13 protein-coding genes are annotated in these 23,330 nt (G+C 42.1%); all 13 read right to left on the reverse strand.

The features are described from left to right. Window positions 1–16: 16 nt before the first annotated feature. Window positions 17–3,229 (reverse strand): SusC/RagA family TonB-linked outer membrane protein, encoded by a 3,213-nt coding sequence (locus ACFEL9_RS20015; protein ID WP_385893933.1) that lies wholly within the window; start codon window positions 3,227–3,229, stop codon window positions 17–19. 55 nt (window positions 3,230–3,284) lie between these two features. Continuing rightward, a complete protein-coding gene (locus ACFEL9_RS20020) occupies window positions 3,285–4,070 on the reverse strand; it encodes a DUF3826 domain-containing protein (RefSeq protein WP_385893935.1) in 786 nt (261 codons plus the stop codon). 177 nt (window positions 4,071–4,247) lie between these two features. Beyond that, window positions 4,248–4,406, reverse strand: a complete 159-nt coding sequence (locus tag ACFEL9_RS20025) for a hypothetical protein (protein ID WP_385893936.1) — start codon at window positions 4,404–4,406, stop codon at window positions 4,248–4,250. A 115-nt stretch (window positions 4,407–4,521) separates the two neighbouring features. Next, entirely contained in the window at window positions 4,522–5,508 is a 987-nt protein-coding gene (locus ACFEL9_RS20030) for an aldo/keto reductase (protein WP_385893938.1), read from the reverse strand. 31 nt (window positions 5,509–5,539) lie between these two features. Beyond that, the gene (locus ACFEL9_RS20035) at window positions 5,540–6,553 is read right to left on the reverse strand and encodes a zinc-binding alcohol dehydrogenase family protein (RefSeq protein ID WP_385893940.1); all 1,014 of its coding nucleotides are present in this window, start codon (window positions 6,551–6,553) and stop codon (window positions 5,540–5,542) included. A gap of 3 nt (window positions 6,554–6,556) precedes the next feature. Beyond that, a complete protein-coding gene (locus ACFEL9_RS20040; RefSeq protein ID WP_385893942.1) occupies window positions 6,557–9,298 on the reverse strand; it encodes a family 78 glycoside hydrolase catalytic domain in 2,742 nt (913 codons plus the stop codon). A gap of 21 nt (window positions 9,299–9,319) precedes the next feature. Beyond that, window positions 9,320–12,850, reverse strand: coding sequence for a malectin domain-containing carbohydrate-binding protein (locus ACFEL9_RS20045; RefSeq protein ID WP_385893944.1), 3,531 nt, complete (start codon window positions 12,848–12,850; stop codon window positions 9,320–9,322). 73 nt (window positions 12,851–12,923) lie between these two features. Then, the gene (locus ACFEL9_RS20050; protein ID WP_385893946.1) at window positions 12,924–15,764 is read right to left on the reverse strand and encodes a glycoside hydrolase family 95 protein; all 2,841 of its coding nucleotides are present in this window, start codon (window positions 15,762–15,764) and stop codon (window positions 12,924–12,926) included. Between the two features lies 1 nt (window position 15,765). Continuing rightward, window positions 15,766–18,492: an alpha-d-galacturonidase gene (locus ACFEL9_RS20055; RefSeq protein WP_385893948.1), complete on the reverse strand. Its 2,727-nt coding sequence runs from the start codon at window positions 18,490–18,492 to the stop codon at window positions 15,766–15,768. Between the two features lie 4 nt (window positions 18,493–18,496). Continuing rightward, window positions 18,497–19,558, reverse strand: a complete 1,062-nt coding sequence (locus ACFEL9_RS20060) for a Gfo/Idh/MocA family protein (RefSeq protein ID WP_385893949.1) — start codon at window positions 19,556–19,558, stop codon at window positions 18,497–18,499. Window positions 19,559–19,867: 309 nt separating this feature from the next. Beyond that, window positions 19,868–20,905 carry an L-rhamnose/proton symporter RhaT gene (locus ACFEL9_RS20065; RefSeq protein WP_385893951.1) on the reverse strand — a complete coding sequence of 346 codons (1,038 nt, stop codon included), beginning with the start codon at window positions 20,903–20,905 and terminating at the stop codon, window positions 19,868–19,870. Window positions 20,906–20,914: 9 nt separating this feature from the next. Then, complete coding sequence (locus tag ACFEL9_RS20070; RefSeq protein ID WP_385893953.1) at window positions 20,915–21,772, reverse strand: amidohydrolase family protein; 858 nt, start codon at window positions 21,770–21,772, stop codon at window positions 20,915–20,917. A gap of 25 nt (window positions 21,773–21,797) precedes the next feature. Next, window positions 21,798–22,958: a CaiB/BaiF CoA transferase family protein gene (locus ACFEL9_RS20075; RefSeq protein ID WP_385893955.1), complete on the reverse strand. Its 1,161-nt coding sequence runs from the start codon at window positions 22,956–22,958 to the stop codon at window positions 21,798–21,800. Window positions 22,959–23,330 lie beyond the last annotated feature (372 nt).

Here is a 23,330-nt window from a genome sequence, read left to right on the forward strand (position 1 = left end):
CACAATTCGTTTTCGTTTATAACGTAAGGTTTACGCCAAAAGAATAAGTCCTCAATTCTGGATAGGTATCATAAGCTCCATCCGGCGCTTTGTAGGAATAAGGGTTGAACAAATATGCCGGGTTCAATACAGCAAAGTTGATCCTGGCCCCGGAAATCTTTAACCTGTCAATAATATTTTTGGATAATGAATAGCTCAGGGTCATGTTTCTCATCGCCATTCTGAAACTGCTTACTTTCCAAAAGTTTGAGGATGGAGATAAACTAATGTCAGACCAATATGGATTGGGATACTTGCCACCGGGATTTAGCACATCATCGTAAATATTGTTCCAAAATGCCGCTGCGTTATAATAATTTTTATCAATCTGAGGGTCCATCTGGTCACGGGACGTATTGTCAATTTCAGACCATCCACCAAAAGAACCGCCCACTACACAATCAAAGCTAAAATTCTTGTAACCCAATCTTAAAGAAATACCATATCCATAATGGTTATTATCTTTCTTCGAAAGCCTTACCTGATCATTCTCATTGATGATACCATCAGGTGCGGCGAAAGAGCCACCAGGCAGCAATGCACCGCGAACATCCCGGTAATACAACATCCCTGGTTTTAATTTTGAAGCGTCTGTTCCAAAAACGGAAGTAATGCCATTCTTTGAAACATATGCATCAATATCGGCCTGTGTCTTAAACATGCCTAAATAATCATAACCCCAATGTCCATTATCGGTAGACTGGTCTTGCTGGGCTTTCCATGGATAATATTTATCAGTTTCAGCAAAATTGCCCTGTATCATTTTATTATCATACCATGAAAACCGGGTATCTATGCCGTAAGTAAACTCTTTTCCGATTTTTCCGTTCCAGCCCAGACCAATTTCATAGCCGTAGAAATTCACGGTTCCCCAATTTTCAGACGCTACCGATCCACCTACCGTAATGGGTACGATCGCTGTTCTTTCCATCAGCATATCCGTTGCATGATTGTAAAAAACTTCAACCGTTGCCGATAATCTATTCTTTAAAAACTTGGCATCAATTCCAAGATTATTTTTCACTTCATTGCTCCAGGTAGCATTCCTGTTTGGCGAAGCTTCCATTTTCATACCGGTAGAAACATTGGAGTTTCCTCCAAACACCGCACCCTTATCAGCCTGGAAGGTATAGCGCTGTCGCCACAGCCAGGGTTTCAGATCGTCTTTGCCAAGCAAACCGATAGAATAACGGATCTTCAGAAAATTAACAGCCTTTACATTGCGGAAGAAATTTTCCCTGGAAATAATCCATCCAAAAGAACCGGAATAGAAATCGCCCCAATAATTTTCAGGTGCAAATTTTGTTGACGCATCGGTCCTGAAAAGAAACTCAGCAAGATATTTGTCGCTATAAGCATAATTCAGACGGCCAATATATCCCAGCGCCCCTGATTCAGCCGCCGTAGTCCTGCCATCCACCACACCAAAGGCACTTCCAAACTGTCCATTTGTTGATAAGCTTGGTGTTTCTTTCCAAACATCTTCCTGTTGTGAGGAGGCTTCTGCTTTTTCAACGGAAAACAATGCGGAGACGTTGTGAAGCCCAAAACTTTTTACATAACTCAACGTAAAGTTCATTTGCGTTGATTCATTATTGTTGTTTGAATAATAGAGACGGTCGCCGTTTTTAACTTTTTGCGGCGAGCCGGATAATACCGTTGCCCCTTCATCGTAGATGTGCTCATTATCGCCAGAGGCAGTTAATTTATACAGGTTGTAAACAGTTCCTACCTGTGAACCATTAGTAAAACCAAAACTTTTTGCATAGCTGGCTCTTGCCTTCAATCCCTTAATAAAGGGAGCTTCGTATTCTACATAAGCATTCATGTTAAAAAACCGGTCCTTGCTTTTTGCTTTATTGGCCAGCTTTTCAATTTCTTCAAAATGATAAGCGCTGACATTGTTATTTCTCCATCCGTTCAGCATTATTGGAAACCCGTCAACATACGCAGGTACGTTTCGTGGGCTTAACAGCAGATTGCGGTAATCATTCTCATCATTCTCCCCACCTATCTTATTGAAAGTTTTGATCCTTGTGCTATAGTTACCGGCCACTTGCAAACCAACTTTAAAACCATTTGCGATCTTAACATCAGAACCGCCGCGAAAAGTCCATTTTTCATAATCGAGGGTGGCTAAATTTCCATCCTGCGTATAATAGGACACCCCTGCAAAATAAGTGGCGCGGTCGCCGCCACCGCTGACATTAAGTGTATGACGGTTATTGGATGCCGTACTCCAGGCATCTTCAAGCCGGTTGTAATCTATAGTTTTATAATGTTCCAATTCATCCGGAGAAAATATATAATTCTTATCCGCCACTGTCTTGTTGGCTCCGTTTGCGCCATTCATTATATTGTAATACATGGCATATTCGTATGCATTCAGCACCTTTGAACGATAGGCCTCATCATTGATAGCATAAGAACCGCTGTAATTTATTTTCGGTTTACCTGATTTTCCTCTTTTGGTAGTAACCAACACTACACCATTTACAGCCCTTGAACCATATACAGCAGCGGATGCATCTTTCAATATTGAAATTGATTCCACTTCAGATGGATCAAGGCTATTGAAATAGGTGTTATCATTCCTGCCATCGGCGCCTACCTGAACAATACCGTCAATTACATATAACGGCTCAAGTGTTCCTCCATCTTTAGAAAGCGTCATGGGGTTTCTTATTGTCAGCGAAGCGGTGGAACCGGGACGGGTTGTTCCCCCGCTGACACCGAGCCCAAGAATACGTCCGGACAAAGCAGTTCCCAAATTACTTACCGGCAAATCTTCAATTTGCTTTGGATTAAAGGTTTCCACTGCGCCTGTAAGATGGACTTTCCGCTGAGAACCATATCCCACTACGACCACCTCATTCAGATCCGTATTGAGGTCCTGCAAGGTTATGTTTAAATTGCCACTACCGGCTTTTGTTTCATAAATCTGGTAACCAACATAGGTTACCGACAAAACGGATTCGGAAGACGGAGCTTTGATAACAAAATTCCCGTTTTCATCAGATACAGCTGACGCTTTACCATTCTTGACTTTTATAGTTGCCCCGGCAAGCGGCGTCTGATTTTTGCCATCAACAATTTTTCCTTTTATGGTGACATCCTGTGCCAGGAGATCAGCAGGGAAAAAAATGGCTGAGCTGATAAATAGTAGTACAAGCAGTCGTTTTATACTCATTTTTGTTAATTTTAAAAATTAAGTGTGAGTTCTTATTTCAATCGAAAATGGTTAGCTAGTTGGTTTCCTTTTCTCTCTCTTTGATCCTTTTTTGCCATTCAATCCCTTCCTTCTTCATATTGTAACCAGCCGCGGAAAGGTAATTGTTGATGCGGCCCTTATATTTTCCAAAGACACCGTGTTTTTTTTCTGATGAACCTTCATCCATAGCCAGCTCTCTTGCTTCTACCAGCCAGCCATACATTTTTTCTTTTTGTTCTGCCGTGAGATTGGGCAACATATCCTGGTAAGCCTTCCAGGTAATGGGTAATATTCGGTAAGTCATCCCGTCTTTTACTTTTTCAACCTGTTCTTCAGAAAGGTTGTTTTTAAGTTGAGCAATGAAAGCCGAATGAAGTTTAGCGAGTTTTTCCGATTTGTCCGCTTCCTGTTTTTTTATCAAGAGCTCTGCACTCTCTTTAGACGGTGTATTTTTTTTAATGACATCTATTGCGGTCTTATTGTTATCGTGGATAGCATTTAATTCCAGGTATTGATTAGCAACCAATGACAATACCTTGTCATACTTGCCAGAGTCCGTCAGTGATAACGTCTTCACAATTTTAGCCGCTCTTTCAGTCACTACTTTTTTATAAGCAGCCCGTTGATCATTGCTATTTTGTGCAACAACTGAAAATTGAAGGCAAGCAATCGCCAGTACAAACAGCATTGCTTTAATTGAAAATATCTTTTTATATAACTGAGAATTCGCCTGCTGAACAAAGCCGGGTACTATTGCAACTGAGCCAAACTGCAAGTTTTTATTGACGGGGTTACTACTGGCAAGCATAAACCTTTTCATCAAGTGCGTTTTTATCGTTAGATGCGATGAATGAATGTCAGGGGAAATTGATCATTCATCTGGTTAAAGGTACATGTGAGTATTACCGGTAACAATGTAAGGTTTCGCTATAAAGATGGAATATTTTACTATTTAATTTCGTGATTATTTCCGGGAACGATTGCGTGAGTTTGCCTATCAATTCCCAGCTTTCAAAGATAAAAAACCGTCTTTTAATCCGGAGTTGGAAGCCGTTAATGTAATATTTCCCTTTTTCCCGGTTGATTGAACGATGGCCGGCGCCATACCCTTCCATGCTTTTCTTTTGTTATTTTTTAGCGAAGTAGTATCAGCCATCCCCTGTTAAATAAATTTCTGACCTGGCTTGTGAAAAAACCGTCTGGCAAAAAAGAAGAACCACAGCGAATTCAACTATTTTCTTACGCATAAATTTTTTTAAGCGCAGGATTGTTTACCATATATGATGGACCGATGGTTTTATATATTTTTCATAAACGGCTCGCACTTGCTGCATTTGTTCAGTTGTTAAAGCTTTTTCCTGCAGCGCATGCAGGTTACTTAACACCTGTGCAGGTTTTGATGAACCAGGAATGATCGTACTTACTTCTTCGAATTGCAAAATCCATTTCAATGCGATAGCGGCAAGGTTGGTATTGGCGGGAAATATTTTCTTTAACTCCTCTACCGCTTCCAGCCCGGTGTTATAGTCAATACCCGAAAAAGTTTCACCCTTATCAAATGCTTCGCCCTGGCGATTGAAGTGCCGGTGATCACCCGTTTGAAATTCTGTTTGGGCGGTAAACTTGCCACTCAGCAATCCACTTGCCAACGGAACCCTCACAATGATGCCCACATTTTTCTTTTTTGCTTCCTGGAAAAATAATGCTGCCGGCCGCTGGCGAAACATATTAAAGATGATCTGTACAGTAGTGACATTGTCAAACTCAATTGCCTTGAGAGCTTCTTCAACCTTTTCTACGCTTACGCCGAGATGCTGAATTTTACCTTCCTTTTTCAACGTGTCAAACAGGTCAAATATCTCTGGGCGATAATATACCCGTGTTGGCGGACAGTGCAGTTGTATCAAATCGATTGTTTCTACCCGCAATCTTCGCAAACTATCTTCTACATATTTCCTTAAAATACCTGGCTGATAACCTTCGTTGATGTGGGGTTGTATCTGTCGGCCACATTTAGTCGCTATAAATATTTTTTCTTTTCTTGTCTTGAGAAACCTGCCAATTGCTTTTTCACTTTCACCATCGCTATATACATCTGCTGTGTCAATGAAATTGACGCCATTGTCAACTGCTATATGCAATATTTCATCTGCATTCTTACTATCGAACTCACTACCCCACTTACCGCCTACCTGCCAGGTGCCGAGGCTAATGGCAGAGACGGAAAAACCTGTTTTACCCAATGTTCTGTACTCCATATTTATTGATTTCAATTGTTGTAGGAAAAAATTATAGCTCCACCATCGCTTTTATCACTCCATTGGCCGGAACAAGCCAGCTTTCAAAATTGGCTTTTACTTCATCGAAATGCACCCGGTGGGTAATATAAGTGGCGGGGTCAACCCGTTTTTGTTTCATACAATTAAGTACATGGTCAAAATCATCTCTTGTTGCATTCCGGCTGCTCATCAGTGTGGCTTCCCGTTTGTGAAATTCCGGGTGGCTAAAACGGATCTCTTCTTTTTGCAAACCTACGAGCACATATCTTGCCCCATGGGCCATGTATTGAAATGCTGAATTGATCGCTTTTAAATTGCCCGTGGCATCGATCACTACCGTTGGCATATCATTACCCGTAATTCGTTGCAATTCCTTTAAGCTATCAGTTGCAAGCGGATTTATTGTATGCGCTACTTTTAGTTTTTCGTTACAAAAAGCAAGGCGTCTTTCATTTACATCCATAGCAATCACCTGTGCACCGGCTATTCTTGCAAACTCCATCACACCCAATCCAATAGGCCCTGCACCAATCACCAGCACAAATTCACCTGGCTTCACTGCTGCCCTGCGGATGCTATGTGCACCAATGGCCAACGGTTCTACCAATGCCAACTCATCAAAACTCAAATCATTTCCATCGATCAGATATGGAACCGGCACCGAAATATATTCGGCCATACCACCATCGATGTGCACACCAAAAACTTTCATGTTGACACAGCAGTTGGTCAACCCGTTACGGCAGGCAATGCATTCGCCACAATTGAAGTAAGGAATGAAGGTCACCCTGTCTCCCACCTTGTATTGGCTATTATTTTCTACCTCTGCAATCTCCGCGGCCAATTCATGCCCAAGGATACGGGGATATACAAAATAAGGTTGTGTTCCTTCGAATGCATGAAGGTCCGTGCCGCAAATACCAATCCTTTTTATCCGGAGAATGGCGTTTCCTTTTTTTAATACAGGCTTTTCATTTGAAATATATTGAAAAGAACCAGGCTGTTCACACACTAATACTTTCATGCTTTAGTTATAAACTGTAAAATTATATTTTCCTGAACCGATTTTTATAATAGATCTTCCATTTGTAAAGCTTGCATTGACCACCGGCTTTCCATCTTTCATTACTGAAGATGTCTTTTGCGCCGGAAGATACACAACGGCTGAAGTATTCGCAGGAATATCTATATCCAATTCAAACCTGCTTTCTTTTTTCTCCCAACTAACCTTTATCAATCCATAAGCCGAACGATAACTTGCCTGCGCATTCATGATATTCCCTACCGGCTCCGGTTTGATTACGATTTCTTTGTATGCCACCGAACCGGCCGACTGTTTTATGCCAACAAGCCCAGCATAAAACCACTCCATCAAATGCCCCAGCATAAAATGATTATTGGAAACTGATTCATAAGCCTGCCAGCTCTCCGTTAGCGCCGTGGCCCCATGTTTTAACTGGAAACCATACCCCGGCACATCATCGCGGCTGTTCATATCAAATATCAAATCACTACGACCTGCTTCTTCCAAAGCCCTTAACACATACCGATAACCAATATCTCCTGCTGTCAGCGCATCGTTGCGGCTGCGAATATCGTTTATTAATGCATTGATTACAGCCTGCTTGTTTTTTGGTTCCACCAGGTTCATATATAAAGCCATAGCATTGGCAGTTTGACTGGCCGAGTCATATTGCTTTTTTTGCTGATCAAAGAATTTTGTATTAAAAGAATGTTTTACCCTCGATGCGAGTTGCTGGTATATTTTGGCATCGGCTGGCTTATTCAGCAGTTTGGCCACACTGGTCATAATGGTGAGATCATAATAAAATGTGGCGGTGGCGGTGATACCCATTTTTGTCATCTGCGCAAACCCGGATTTATTGGGCCCTATATCAAACCAGTCGCCAAGGCCGTGCGACAGAATATTATCTTTTGTCTTACTCTTTAAATACATCAGATAGCTCTTCATCATCTCATAGGCTTCAGCCAGGGTTTGCTTGTCGCCATACCATTGATAATTATACCACGGCAAAATGATAGCGGCACTTCCCCATTCAGGTGATTCATCAAAAGGTGGCGTAAACTTCGTAAACTCTGGCGCTATCTCAGGTATTTTTCCATCAGGGTATTGTGCCTGCATCATATCCCTGATTACTTTTCTGCACACACCGGCAATATCATAGTTGTATTGAACTGAAGCACCCATCAAATGTGTTTGTTCCAGCCAGCCCAATTTTTCACGATGCGGGCAATCGGTAAACACACTCATCGTATTGCTTTTGATGGCCCAGTCGATCAGGATGTTTGTTTTGTTGAACAAGTCGTTGGAACAATTGAATGCACCCACTGTATTGGCTGCATTACGAATATGCAGACCTTCTATATTTTTTACAACCGGTAATGGTTTGGTAGTATCAGCCGAAATCAGCTGTACCTGCAGGTAGCGAAACCCATAATAACTAAATCGGGGGTGCCAATGCTCATCACTAACTCCTTTCAGTATATACGTATAGTAACTGGGAGAACCAGTCGCTTTCTGATTTGCTGTGCCATCCTTATTGATCAATTCTGCTGGGATAATCCTTATGGTATCGCCTTTATTTCCTTTAATGGTGATGGAGGGAATGCCAGAAAAGTTTTGCCCCAGGTCATAAGTCCAGGTATTGGCGGTTAGCTGAGTTTGCGTTACAGGAGTGAATCGCTGCATTATTTTCAGCGGTTCTGCCACGGGACCATCCAAGGTCGATGGTCCCGTGGTAATGACAACTTTCTTCCATTGGCCGTCATTAAAACCAGGTTTATTCCATCCATCCTGTTCCAGTGAAGCATCGTAATCTTCTCCGCCAAATATGCTTGAAAAAATAATGGGCGATGACGAAGCCTTCCAGTTTTCATCACTCACAATATCGCTACTGCTGCCGTCCGTGTATTCAATGATTGTGCGTATAATCATTTTGGGCAATCCATAGGCACCTGTCATTTTTCGATAGCGCTGGCCGGGTATATAATAAAATCCATTACCGAGCATAACACCAATCGCATTGTTCCCCTGTTGTATTTCGCCGGTTATATCAAAACTCACATACTGCGCATGCTTGGTATAGTTGGTCCAGCCCGGATCGAGAAAATGGTTGCCGATCTTCTTGCCGTTTATATACATTTCAAAATGTCCAAGGCCGCAAACAAATGCCGTGGCTGACTTTACTTTTTTATCAATTGAAAATTCCTTTCTAAATATGGGCAACACATTTCTTCTTGTACCCCATGCTTTCTTGCCGTTTCCATGTGCATGCGGAACGATAATGTCGGTGTCATTGATTTCCTCGCAAGCGATCCATTGGGCATTCTTCCAATCAGCCTTTTTAAGTAAACCCATTTGCCAGGTTGCCATATTGCTCCAGCCCGACACCTGTTTTTTATTGTCCCAAATCATTACTTTCCAGAAATATTTTTTTGCCGGCCGCAAAACTTTGCCTTTGTATTGAACCTGTATAGAACTACCGCTGGCTATTTTTTTTGAATCCCAGGCATTACCAATATTTTTCATCAATAGTAATGAATCATCGGCCACCAAAACCCGGTAAGCCGTTTGCAAAATATTCTGCTCATCTCTTTGCAATTCCCAACTCAAATGCGGCTTCAAATTATCAACACCGGAAGGATCTTTTCTGTATTCACAACGAAGATTGGCCACAGTGAGCTGTTGGGAAAATCCCTTCAACATAACCAACAATAATAATATAACACTGTAAAGCAATCGCTGCATGCTGTGTATTAAACTTTGTCGTTATTGTATATCTATGCCGGAGATAGCCAGCCCACCGGCCCTGTCTATTATCAATCTCACTGTATAGTTCCCTGCATTGATCATAGTCCCGGTATTGATAGTAAACTGGTTCCATTTACCAGGATTTGTAAAACTAAACTGAACTGATTCGTCCAGCATCATGGTGTTACCTGCTCCAATCAACTGTAACTTACCGGCAACCGGCGTTTTCAATCCATAAAAATATTTTAGTGTGATTGAATAAATATCGGCCACACCAGTTTGAATCGGCCATTCCACCAGCACCTGGTTGTTTGTTTTGACAATGGCACAGTCTCTTCCTGCAAATTGTTCTTTTTGAACACCGTCAGTCAACCTGACAACATTTGTCTTATACTGGGTCACAACCTTCAGATCATAAGCGGGCTGCATAGTAGTGACAGGCAATAGCATTACCAGTAAAGAATCAGCAATTTCAACTTTTGCATTTTTTGGAAATCTTTTCCGGAAAACGGTATAACGCTTCCCGGCATTTTCATCGGTAATGATTTGAGCCGATGTATTTTCAAAACCGATTGGCTTTAATTTTTCATTACCGGAAGCGATAAACACATCCGCATCCTGCTTGAGGGTAAATGAAATACTTTTTCTTAGTGAATGCGTATTAATCTGGAACCAATCTGCCCCGTAAAGATTGGATGGAAGTGAATTAAACTGTACGTCTGCATTGGCAAATGGCTTATCGCCTATATCCATCCAGCTTTGTAAACTGCAGCTACTACAAGATAAATTAGTAACCAGTGAAGAAGGTTGCGGAGCTTTGATTTCCCGATTGAGTGAAGCGATGGCAATAGCAGCAATCAGCGCCTGTCCAACTTTAACTTCGGGGAATGACACAATCATTTTGCCGCCCGTGATTTTTGCCTTTACAATTTTCTTTAGTGCATGGTTTGTTCCCACTTCGCTGCAGATGTCCAAATCATCTAAAACCGTTTTCCCGTTAATGGCCACATCAAAAATGCGCAGGCCTTTTGCCTTTGCACCACCTCCGATTCCCGACCATGGTTCTATAAAATAAAACTCGACCCGGTATTCGCCATCAGGAAGCGAAAATTCATACTTGAGTTTGTCGCGGCCATAACGAAATGCTTGAAACAGCTTCCAATCTTTTGATCCTTTGACAGGAGAAAATGTTCTGCGCTGGCTGGCAAACTCAGCGGGCATGCCGGGAAAATCTTTTGTCCATGATTCAGCAAAACCTTTGTCTGCACGCCAATGATTTCCATTCATGTCTTTATAATCCGGCCCACCACAGTTGATACGATAGATATAGTTATAACCTGCCTGTGGTTTTGTAAGCGGTTTTGATCCGATAAAAAGTCGATTAAAGTTGGGTGATTGCGGCAAATGGTTTAATACTATGATATCTTTTGCTACTTTTTTTCCATTGACATAACCAACCGCATATAACAGGTTATATTTTATCGCAACCTGGTCCCATTGAAAATGCGTGCCTCTTCCATTTCTTTTCCGTTTGCCTAACGACAAACTATCAATATCATTGAACAACTCCACTTCATCGCAGTTGGAATAAACATAAATACTGTCTTTGATCCCACCCTGCATCCAGCGATTGGACCAGGTGTGAGAAACAATATATACCATGGGCTCTTTTTCCTTCGATGCGTAATTGCCGCGATACATGTAAAAGGCGTCGGTCGGTTCTTCCCAGGGCGTCAATAAGCCTTTGTAATTAACAGGGCCAATCCTATCCAACTCCCGCAATCCTTCGCCACCTTGCACACGACCTGGATTATCATGGGAAGTGAGCAACCAGAAAAAATGACCTGCTATACTATCTTTTGCAGATTCTGCCAGCCGGATCTTCTGTTCCATCAATTGCGTCATCCGGTCCTCACTGTAAGTTCCGTTTTGTACAAACCCTCCTTCGCTGTGTAAATCAAGTGTTCGCCAGGCGCCATATTCCCCGACCAAAATTTGCTTCTTCAAATCATTTGCATAAGTTTTTGGATCGCCGCCGTAGGTACCCGTCCAGTTTTGCGGTACATCCCAATCAGTTCCGCTGCCACCATTGCAGGTAGTGACCAGTCGTTGTGATGAGGCAGTAGGATCGAGTGAACGGATCAGCTCTGTACACTCTTTGGCAAAATCTTCAGGCAGCTTACTCTCGTTCTGTAAGCCCCACAAAACAACTGCCGGATCATTTCTTCTTTCAATCACCCATTCTTTCAGCAGCTCCTTGAATTGTTTCCTGAATGCCGGTGAATCGTACCAGATATGAGCAGAAAGTTGGGTCCACCAAAGAATGCCCATTTGATTGCAGAGCTTTCCATACAATAAATTATGTGGCTGATGCCCGTCACGAAAAGCAATGAAACCAGCAGCCTGTAACCATTTCATCCTGGCTATCACCTGTTCATTGCTAAAAGCATGTGATTGCCCGAGTAAATGCTCATACTCCGCGACGCCATTAATAAAGACAGGCTTATCATTCAGGTAAAATTGATTGGTCGATGTTCGCCAGTTGATGGTGCGAAAGCCAAAATCTGTTTCCTGCTTATCAATAACGATATTGTTTTCTTTAATTACCGAAACAATTTTGTAGAGATATGGATCTTCAACGGACCAGCGATGAAACTGTGAAATTACAAGATGGGGATTTTGTGAAATGGTAATACTATCACCAGGTAAAAATTCTTTTCCTGAACTTGTTTCTGCGACTACTTTTCCATCCTTGCTAACAAGCTGGTGAATTAAACGAATATTTCTTTTTTTCGATGAGTAATTTTTAATGGTTGTATTGATGAACAGTGTTGCCTTGCCGCTATTGATTTCAGCCCATGCATGTACCCCAAAAGGCTCTATCTTCACATCATTGGTGACTATTAAATGTACAGGACGAAAAATTCCGAATGGTTGAGAACCTTCGGAAAATCCTCTCTCCGCACCACAGCCACCGCAAACCCACGGCAAGCCCTTGATGTCTGACGGATGATAGGCTCTTACTGCAACTTCGTTGTTGGAGCCATCAGTTTTAATTACATCGGTAACATCGATTGTAAATGTTGTTCGGCCACCTGCATGTTCACCGACTTTTCGATTGTTGAGATAAACGGTCGCATAAGAACCTACTCCTTCAAAAAATAAAAAGAAACGTTTACCGGCATTTTTTTGTGTAATAGAAAATGTTTTGCGATACCACGAATCACCATGACGGTTACCGTGCAGTAAACGCCTGTATCCATCATACTGATCCCAGTTATGCGGAATAGCTACTTTTTCCCAACTACCATCGATTAATGATTGATATGAATTGGCCGGAAGCAATTTGTCATCCGATGTAGCAATGCTGTACCAGTTGCTGTTTAATAAAATATCTTGTCTCTGCGCTGATAAGTTGAACCACAAAGACACAAAGGCACAAAACAGAAACCCCCTACCCCCTAAAGGAGATTTACCGGGCACAGCCCTACCTTTCTGACGGGTATCATTAAAGCGCAGAACTTCATTATTAATAAGGCGTAAAAACAATATCAGTTTTATTGCATAGCGAGGACTATGCTTTTGATGGTGCCGACATTTCACCGGGATGGGGAGGGGGCTGTTATAATTCTTTAAGTTCACCATCAAATTGATAACTGCCCCCCTTACTTGTTTTCATATTTATAATCTTCCCGTTATAACGCAACTGCAGTTCACTGCCGGCGATCGATTTTATCAGTAGCCTGGTTAATTTTCCATTGCTCCATTGCATATCCAGTACAAAGCCACCTCTTGCACAAAAGCCCTTTACTTCACCCCCTGGTAAAGCAGCTGGCAAAGCAGGCAGTAGGTCGATGAATGGGGTGTGGCTTTGTACTAATAGCTCACCAATACCGGCAGCGCCGCCAAAGTTGCCATCAATTTGAAATGGCGGATGCGCATCAAATAAATTAGGATAACTGCCTGCACCATTTTTAGCAGGACTCATGAGCATTTGAATCAAACGGAAAGCATGATCGCCGTCTTTGAAACGTGCCCAGCAATTTATTTTCCAACCAAGACTCCATCCCGTAGCGGCATCACCACGATACAACAAGGATTGCTGCGCCGCTTTCATCAGTTGTGGTGTTTCATCCCAGTTTATTTCATTACCAGGATGCATGGCCCATAAATGCGAGATATGGCGATGTTTGTTGGTAGTGTCATCAACGTCCTGCATCCATTCCTGCAATTGTCCATATTTTCCAATGTGATCCGGTGCGATCTGCTTTAGTTTTTCTTTCAATGTTTGTTGTAAAGCGATGTCCGTATTTAAAATTGCTGCCGCATCAATCACATTTTTAAACAACGCCCGGATGATCTGGTGATCCATTGCGGGACCAGCCACCAATCCGCCTTGTTCCGGTGAATTGGATGGAGTACTGATCAAATAACCGGTAGCCGGATCTTTTATCAAAAATGAATTGAAAAATAAAGCCGCTTCCTTCATGACAGGATAAGCCCTGCGTTGCAAAAAGTTTTTATCCCGGGTAAATAAATAATGCTCCCACAAATGCTGGCATAACCAGGCGCCTCCGGTGACCCATATACCGTGATTGGCTGCGTTGATGGGTGCAGTGCCCCGCCACAAATCAGTATTGTGATGCAATACCCAACCCGGCGCATTATAATGATCTTTGGCAGCTTGCTTTCCGGCAACGGCTAGTTCTTCTATCATTTTGAACAGCGGTTCGTGCAATGACGAAAGATTAAGCGGTTCTGCCGGCCAATAGTTCATTTCTGCGTTGATATTGGTGGTGTATTTACTTCCCCAGGGTGGTGTCAACAGATCATTCCAGATTCCCTGGAGATTCGCAGGCCTTGTTCCGGGACGGGACGAAGAGATCAATAAATACCTTCCATATTGCAAATACAGAGCAACGAAGGAAGGATCATTGGAAGAAGCAAATTTGGCAATGCGTTCATCGGTGGGTAAAGCGGCCCCCTCCAAACCTCCTCCGCCAGTCGGCGGAGAGGCTTGCGAAGACTCCGGCTGATTATTAAGGTTTATTGAAAATGTATTGAAATATTTTTGATATTCCTTTATGTGCGCAGCCTTGATTTGATAATAGTTTTTTGAAACAATACTTTTCAAGGCATTGATACAGGGAGAGGCGGGATTTGCTGAAATATCCCTGTAATTTTTATAATTCGTTCCCGCGGTTAAATACACCGTGGCTTCATCTGCATTATCGACTTTGATGTTATCTCCAATAATGCTAACAGTACCTTTCACTACTTTTACTTGTAAGTAACTCTCGCCCCGCAGCGAACCATTTCTTACTTTCACTGATAACGCAAGGGTGTTGCTATTAACTTTTCTAACAGTAAAGTTTTTATGTGGGCTTGTCAACGAAACTTCGAAGCTAACGCTGGATTTTTTTGATGCTGAAATATTGATGGCCATTAGCTGGTTGGGCTGGCTTATAAAATATTCCCGGTTGTATTGAATATTATTAATCTTATAAGAAGTAGTTGCTATGGCATTAGCCAGGTCCAATTCTCTTTTATAATCTGTCGCTGATGCAATATTTTTAAATTGCAGCAAAAGGTCCCCGAATGGCTGATAACTTGCCTGGTAAGCACCGGCAGCAGGTGGTTCATCATTTTGAATAAAATATTTCCATAATCCGTTCAATGAAACCGTGGACGCTTCATCCCCTTGAGGATATACACTTATATGACGCAGGGTATCTTTATAACCCATGATGCCTCCTTTATCAAAAAAGTTTAACACCTGCACGGCAATCACATTTTTGCCGGGATGTAAAACCGTATGAGGTATAATGTATTTTCTTGCTTTACTATTATCCTGTGATCCTACCAGTTTCCCATTAACATAGGTAAAGTCCTGGTCGCGGATGCGATTTAAATCCAGAACAATGTCTTTGCCGCTCCATAATGCTGGTAGCTCAAAGGTGGTTCGAAGCCAAATTGCGCCATCGAGTCCTTCAAACCCAATCGCCTCCCACCCATCGTATGAAGGAACCTTCATTGCACTCCACTTGCTGTCATCAAAGTTTTCAGCTGCGGGTTCTTTATACTGTAAAATCCTTTTTAGCCAAGCTTCTTTTTTCCCTGCATCACTTTTTAATCCCATAAATTCTTTTTCCGCTAAAGCTTCCGCTTCCTTTTGCTTACCGTCAAATAATAATTGGCGAATACTATCCAAATATTTGTAAGCACCGGGTCTGCTATATTGTCTTGGCCCTCCAGTCCACAAAGTTTCTTCGTTAAACTGGATCCTGTCCTTTTCAACTCCCCCAAAGATCATGGCGCCGATCCTTCCATTACCAACAGGTAAAGCTTCAGTCCATTTAACGGCAGGTTTCGTATACCACAGTTTTAAATCTTGAGCTAATGAGCCTTGTGCAAATAGTACAAGAACAAAGGGGAAAAAATATTTTAATTTTTGTGTCATCATCTTATTCAAATAACCAGTCAATTTCTTTTTTTATTCCATTTTCTGTTAAAGCCGCATCGTAGGGCTTTATTTCTGTATTGCCATCAACGAAACCCATAACAAGGCATACACCTTTTCCTAATTTCAACTCGTTTTTGCCGGCGTCAAACCTATAACTATGAATATTAACCGGCGGCATTCCTTTTATCACCAAAGCATTCGCAATTTTTACTTCCGCCTGCCCATAATCGTTGGCACTGGCATTGGTCTCCAGTTCCGGCGCTTTCAGAAAAACAGTGTCCTTTGAAAAAGCTGCCCGCTGTGGAGCGAAATATCCTACTAATACCTTCACGGGTTTTGTTGATGTAAACGAGACTGAAGTATTTTCTTTCAATTGTCTTTTTAATGAAAATTTTACTCCCCGCAGATTTTTCAACTCATCAGCAAAATATGCCACTGACAAGCTTGTGTCCGAAAATATCCTGGCACCGGTTTCAATAGCATAGGAAGCATCTGCCGAATCAATCCATTTAACATCAGCAATGTTAAACGGTTCTTTCTTTACAACAGCCTTAACCTTCAAATTTTTCAGGGAGTCAATTTTTCTTTTGAAAATAGCTACCTCCCCCTGGAAAACCGGTAACATTTCCTGCCAGTGTTTGAACGTGCCGTCCACGCCCCTCATGGGTATTTTTCGCTGTTGCGTTTGCATGCTATTGGCATACAGGTAACGGTTTTTTGTCAGGTCAACAAGCTCCTTGTAGTGATCGACACTTTGCTGCAGAACAGGCAGGGCTTTTTCCAGGTCGGCGACTGCGCCAGAATATTTGTACTTCAACACATCTAATGCTGCAGTAGCTTTATCAGCAAAATGATATGCCATCGCTTTATAACAATGCATATCATTTTTCAGCCGATCAAATTCATCTTTATTCCTCGTGATCTTTTTTTCTATTGCTCCTATTGCCGTAACCGCTTTATCACTTTGCTGCTTTACCTCATTGATGATTTGAACCGGTGTTTCGCCGATATGCTTTTGCTTTTTCCATTCTTTATCTGCATAGTCGATCAGCATCTCGCCTTCGGGGCTTTCGTCTTCATAGAGTAATGTAAATAAGCCGTAACGATAGGGATTGATCAATTGCGTCATCAGCATACCCAGTGTTAATGTTTGCCTGTTGCCATCGGTGATGCCAAACCGGCGCAACAATTTCGGCGCAATCTCACCCGACTCTTCATAGGCCATCAAAATTGTTTTACCATCATTAATACTGCAACCAAATTTGTCTGCCAATAACCGACTCCAATAATTGATCTCATCATTCCTGTTTCTTTTTGCCTTCCATGCATAACGGCTCCAGGCTTTGTACCAGATCCAATCTCTTTCAATTTGCAGCAGCCGTTTTCTCCGTCCGACCAGGTCATCCGGGCGGGCTTTTACACTATCAGCGGTGTAGGGCCAGTCCCAATAGGAAGCCTGCGGATATAAATGCAATCCATTTCCGCCCATTACTTCATGCATGCCAATAACAGATTGCTGGATAAAATCCGGGGAGCCATAGCGAAAAGGTTCGAGATTGGCGAGGATATGAACGTTCTCAATTTGTACACTGCCCAGTTTACTTAATGTTTGATGTAAGGCTGCCCACTGCCCGCGGGGACGTTGAGTGGTCAATGCCTCACCATTAAACTTCGCTTCAGTATATAAATTTTTATACAAAGGCAAAGCGGCTTTCATCACGGACGGTGCATCCGTATCATGCGCCCGTAAAACTATCGGCGGTTCTTCAGTTTCCCCCAACATTTTCAATCCATCTTTCACACCCGGGATAATGGTTTTGGTGAACCATTCGATATCGTCGTTACCTCCTCCCTCCATTGCCTCACCAAGACAAACCATTAAACCCACGTTCGGATATTTCTCTACAAATGCCGCAATCGACTTTCTCGTATAATCAGCAATTAAAGGCAGGATAGGTCTTTCCCGTTCCTGTGTTTTTATATTATGATGTTCGGCAAATGGCTTTGACACGATGATATTATAAAACATCTGTATCACCCAGATTCCTCTTTTATCCGCTTCCGAAGTAATAAAGCGGTACATTTCTTCATTCTTTTTAAAAGTAGCATCATCTACTTCCACTGCATACGGGTAATCTTTGAGTTTTACCAATGAAGCAAAAGGATGACCGTTCCAGAGGTACAATGAATTCATCCGATTGTCCAGCATAGAATCGAGTACCTGCAACCATAATTTTTTATTATAAAACCAGGGAAAAGTTGTTGGCGTATAAGGATATTCATAAACGTTCCGGCCTGGTAAATAAGTTGATTTTTGTAAGCCTATACATTGACCCCGCAACACCATTTCCGGCGCATCAGAAAATAAACCCTGCGGTAGCAGGTTTTTACTTTTGTTTAATTGCTCCGCAAAAGCAAGACAACCGTACAAGACACCTGATTCGTCAGCGCCGGTGATGCTATAAGCTTTATCGTGTTTGTCTAACGCAAATCCTTCTTTTTTTAGTTGACCATTGATAGTAATGGAAATAATATCCAGTGTCTTATTATTCTGTTTGGTAAAAATTGCTTCGTAGCCGTTTTTTTTCAGCACCGATGCTAACTTCTCTATTGCAAAAAGGATACGAGGTGAGTTTTTACCAGTATTATTTTTAATGATAATTTTCTTGGTAGCGAAGACTACATTCACCGTCAACAACAATACTATGGTCAGTTTTAAATTTCTCACGTTATTAACTAATTGGGGGTAATAAGACTCCGCCCTGCTCACTGCTGAGATAAGCGGCTTCTGTACAGGCCATGGTATAGATGCAGTCTTCCACGCTGTTATCAGGTCTCCCGATCGAACCTTCAGCTGCGAGCATCAATTGCGCCATACTGCCAATAAAGGCATGCGGGAACCAACTGCCTTCAATCTCCATTTTCTTCCATTGCGGATCTTCGCCGTCCTTTAAAAAAACATATTCAAAGCTATCTACCGCACCACGGGGATAATTGATCAGGGCGCCAAAATTTATCAAAACAGCTCCTTTACTTCCTTCGATTTTAATATAAGATTGCTGCCTGGACATACCATAATTATGGCAATGATTGGTGAGGATATTAGCCCTGATAAAATCCCCATAATCCATAATAATATTACTTCGAACAGAAGCCAGTTGCGGTGTGGATGGGTGCCGCGTTGTTTTGGCATATACCGATACAGGATTACCCAACAGATTTCTTATCAGATCTATATAGTGAATACTATGATATAATATTTCTACCCTCGAAGTCGCCACCAAAAACTCCCAAAGATGCCAGGGCGTATAAACATTGACGTTTATTTCAATGTCATTCAGTTCTCCCAGTTGGTTTTCGCTAATCAATTTCTTTGCTGCCAGGATATAAGGTGCATAGCGTAACTGAAAATTGATTGCAGCTAATTGCTTCTTCTCTCTCACCAGGTACAGTATTTGTTTTGCCTGTTCAAAATTCTCTCCCATCGGTTTTTGTAATAACACCACTGCGTTTGATGGTAGCTGCTTCAATATAGGAATCATTTGTGAACCCGGCACCGCCACATCAAATAAAGCATTGGAAGGAGCACCGGCAATCATCTCGTCAAGTCCTGGAAATACTTCCGGTATTGAAAACTTATTGGCTGTCGCTGTTGCCTTTGCCAGATCAATATCAAAAATACCCTGCACATTAAAGCCTGCAATCTGGTAGGCGGGTAAATGAGCTTCATTCACAATACCACCCGCACCAATGATATAGATCGGTCTTTTTTCAGATGGCATTTGAAGATTCATACAAGCAACAATTAAATAGGTTTATAGAATTAAGTATTTAGTTTGCAAACTCCAATAAAATACCGTTTTCAATTGATTTTCGTCCCGGCGGGACGAAATGTTAGTAATAAAAACATCCATGAACAGATAAGGGGCGGCATATACTATCGCATCCACCTTTATTAACATATCGCTCCAGCGGAGCTCAGAAACTCTTGCGCATTTATTTTACTGACATCTGGCTCCTTCGGAGCTATGATCGATTAAAATAACTCTTACTTCCTGCCTTGCCAACCGACTTCGACCTAAATATTTAGCCCTATAAGTTTATCATTTCTCTTCTCCCAGGTAATTTCCGTAAGTCAATAATAGGATAGCTACCAGTAAAACAAATAATGCAAGGAATAACCAGCGCATTGTTTCCGCACTGCATTGCTTCCATTCTTTCATCAGCAATCCCGCTACTGAGCTAAAAAGTACCAGCATGATCATGTGAATAGCCCAGCTGGTAAACTTATACGCACCCATTCTTACATGGCCCAATCCATAAAAGAAAAATTGACCATACCATAACAAACCCGTCAGCACAGAAAGAAAATAGTTAATAGAAAGACTATTGCTTCCCGCGGAACCATACTGGGCAAATGTTTTTTCTTTATTGTGCAAATACAAGCAGTATAAAATTGTAGAGACAAAAGCACCGGTATTGGAAAAAAGATAGATCACATTTCCCTGGAAATTACCCGCTCCATATTTAGCTGCCACATCGGCAATAGGTTGCCCCTGGTCCAAAGCGAACCCGTACATCGCAGATAAAATACCGGCCAATAAACAAAGAGGTAATCCTTTTGATAAGGAGAACCCGGATTTATTACCCTCGCCTGCTTCAATATCTTTTTCTTTATTTCTTCCGGCAACTCCACACAAGGCGATACCTATGGCCCCCATGATGACACCCATTACCAGGTATGCCGCTCCATTACTTTTCATCACCTCGCCGAGAGTGCCATGGGCAATTGGCGGTAATAAAGTGCCCAATACGCAGCTGATGCCTACGGCGATGGCGTATGTCAATGAAAATCCAACATAACGGATAGCAATTCCAAATGCAGTGCCTCCTATACCGTAAGCCATGCCGAATAAAAAAGATTTTTGCATAGCGCCAGTGGGAGCCTCTTCTAAAACCAATGCCAGTTGAGGAATGGTAAGACAAGCAACGATAACCGGCAAAACAAGCCAGCAAATAAATGCCTGGGCCATCCAGTAGGTTTGCCAACTCCACCCTTTCACAGCCTTTTGCGGGGTATAACAAAGTGAGGCGCTTGAGGCGCCGATTGCATGATACAATACGCCGTTAACTACTTCCATGCTTTTGTATTAGCTGAGCCCTAATTGGTAAAATTTATTTGCGTTATCAAATAGTATTTTGTTCTTCTCTTCTTCCTTCAATAATTCATCCAGGATAACTTTTGTCACCTGCCAGGTTTTTGTATAACTGTTTGCCAGCAACGATACCGGCCAATCACCGCCACAAAAACATCTTTCTATACCAAAATGCTGCAGTACAAAATCGACATAAGGTTTGATATCCTTTTTTGTTCTATTTGCAAATTGTCCTGATGCCGTACCCAGGCCCGAGATCTTTGCATATAAATTTTTATGCCGTGCAGCGACGCTCATTAACTCTCCCCATTTGCCAAACTTCTCTTTCGATGGTATCGGTGGCCAGTTGAGATGATCAAACACCATTCTTAATCCCGGAATTTTCTCCGCCAATTCAAGCACTGTTTCAATATGCGCTGGCAGAATTCCTACGATGTCGTAAGGGATATCATACCGGGCTAACAACTTCAGACTTTCCATCACCGGGGGCTGTAATAACCACCGGTCATCTTTTTCATCATGTACCTGGTGACGAATTCCCTTGCAGTATTTTTCTTTCAAATATCTTTCTTCAAGTAACCTTTGTGTCGCCATTGTATCAGTAAGCGGCAGCCAGCACACTACTCCTTTTATCCACTCCGTTTCATAAGCCGTCTGCAACATGAAATCAGTATCTTCTACATTACCGCTTGCCTGTACCAACACCCCGGCTGTAATTCCAGCTTGCTTTCTCTCCTCTTCTAACTCATCAATCGTCCATGTTCTGTTTAATATCGACCTATCTTCCTTCAACCATGGATAGTCAGCTTTATTTAAATTCCAAACGTGTACATGTGTGTCAATAATTTTCATGTTCCGGGGACGATCAACGTTTTACTTAAGGTTGCATTTCTTTTATCAATCCAAATTGCGCATCTACCTCTTCATTGTGTTCGCCCAACAGTGGTGCCCCTTTCTCACTCACCAAAAGCTTACCATCCACCCGGATTGGACATCTTGTTGTTTTCACTGATAGACCGTTACTGGTCTTCACGGTAACCTCTATATTCAACAGCTTATAACCCTCTTCTTTTACTAATTGATCATAATTTAAAACAGGCGCACACCACACATCTGCTTTTTCTAATACACTTAACCAATATGAAGCAACCTGGTTTGTCAAATGATCTGCCAATATTTTTTTAATATTATCCCGCTGATCAAACCAATCACTGCTATTGGTGAATTGTTTTAATGGTTCGCATTCCAGTAACAAACCCAATTTCACAATGTCCGTCATCGCCAACGCAATGTACTCATCTTTTGTTTTGTAAATACCATAGGGAGCCGCTACATAAGCATGCCCGCTATTGATAGCGCTGCGAATGGGTAACTGTCTTCCATCGTTATAATAACAGGTCAATACTTCAAACTGGAAATCGAGCACTGATTCAAACATATTCACCTGCACTAATGCTCCTTCACCACTGACAGTTCTTTTGTACAACAAAGCAAGAATACCCTGCGCTATATGGGTTCCCGCCAAAATATCAACGGCGGCAACACCCATTGGCGTTGGATTTTCATTACTGTTGTTACTTAACCAGGTCAATCCGGAGGAAGCCTGTAGTAATAAATCCTGTCCGGGCAGATGTTTCCATGGCCCCTCTGAACCATACCCATTTATTTCTGCATAAATGATGGAAGGATTAATCGCTTTCACTGTTTCATAGTCCAGGCCAAGTCTTTCCATCACGCCCGGTCTGAAATTATGCATCATTACATCAGCCCTTGCAAGCAACAATTTTATTTTTTCCAGGTCATCGGCATCTTTCAGATCAGCAACATAACTCTGCTTATTCCTGTTTATCGCATGAAAAATGGTTGACTCACCTTCTATCATTACATCCGAAACATATAGTTGCCGGCAAATATCACCTGTGCCCGGTTTTTCAATTTTGATCACCTGTGCGCCCATATCAGCTAATCGCAGAGCCGCGGATGGGCCTGATAAAAACTGGCTAAAATCAATTATCAATATATCTTCTAATAAATTCATTTTTATTTTTTTGATACCAGCTCTGGTATTTCATGGCATCTTCGTTGCGTCGCACACTTAATCGTTCTGTTCGCTACTCGGCCTCACCTCCCTTCCTCCTCTCCCAAATAGAGGAGGCGGTGCTGCATTGCAAATCCAAACTGCATATCTACCACATCGGCCCCATTCTCCTTCTCTTTCCCCCAAAGGGAAAGAGCGGTGCTGTATGACAAATCCAAACTTCAAAACTTCCAAATCAACATCGGTTCTCTACTCAACACTATCGGAAAGCCCTTTATGATTCAGCTTCTCCAAAAAGCAAGGGCTGTGTCCTGGTGGCCTCCTCTTTTGGAGGAGGTCGGGAGGAGGCCTTCTACTCGCCACTTTCGAATA

The organism is Terrimonas alba (genome assembly GCF_042434975.1).
In the GTDB taxonomy this organism is placed as follows: Bacteria; Bacteroidota; Bacteroidia; order Chitinophagales; family Chitinophagaceae; genus Terrimonas_B; species Terrimonas_B alba.

Bases quoted from the DNA above. Each gene is read 5' to 3' on its own strand.
- ACFEL9_RS20015 (WP_385893933.1), bottom strand. From the start codon at position 3,229: ATGAGTATAAAACGACTGCTTGTACTACTATTTATCAGCTCAGCCATT.
- ACFEL9_RS20020 (WP_385893935.1), bottom strand. From the start codon at position 4,070: ATGAAAAGGTTTATGCTTGCCAGTAGTAACCCCGTCAATAAAAACTTG.
- ACFEL9_RS20025 (WP_385893936.1), bottom strand. From the start codon at position 4,406: ATGGCTGATACTACTTCGCTAAAAAATAACAAAAGAAAAGCATGGAAG.
- ACFEL9_RS20030 (WP_385893938.1), bottom strand. From the start codon at position 5,508: ATGGAGTACAGAACATTGGGTAAAACAGGTTTTTCCGTCTCTGCCATT.
- ACFEL9_RS20035 (WP_385893940.1), bottom strand. From the start codon at position 6,553: ATGAAAGTATTAGTGTGTGAACAGCCTGGTTCTTTTCAATATATTTCA.
- ACFEL9_RS20040 (WP_385893942.1), bottom strand. From the start codon at position 9,298: ATGCAGCGATTGCTTTACAGTGTTATATTATTATTGTTGGTTATGTTG.
- ACFEL9_RS20050 (WP_385893946.1), bottom strand. From the start codon at position 15,764: ATGATGACACAAAAATTAAAATATTTTTTCCCCTTTGTTCTTGTACTA.
- ACFEL9_RS20060 (WP_385893949.1), bottom strand. From the start codon at position 19,558: ATGAATCTTCAAATGCCATCTGAAAAAAGACCGATCTATATCATTGGT.
- ACFEL9_RS20065 (WP_385893951.1), bottom strand. From the start codon at position 20,905: ATGGAAGTAGTTAACGGCGTATTGTATCATGCAATCGGCGCCTCAAGC.
- ACFEL9_RS20070 (WP_385893953.1), bottom strand. From the start codon at position 21,772: ATGAAAATTATTGACACACATGTACACGTTTGGAATTTAAATAAAGCT.
- ACFEL9_RS20075 (WP_385893955.1), bottom strand. From the start codon at position 22,958: ATGAATTTATTAGAAGATATATTGATAATTGATTTTAGCCAGTTTTTA.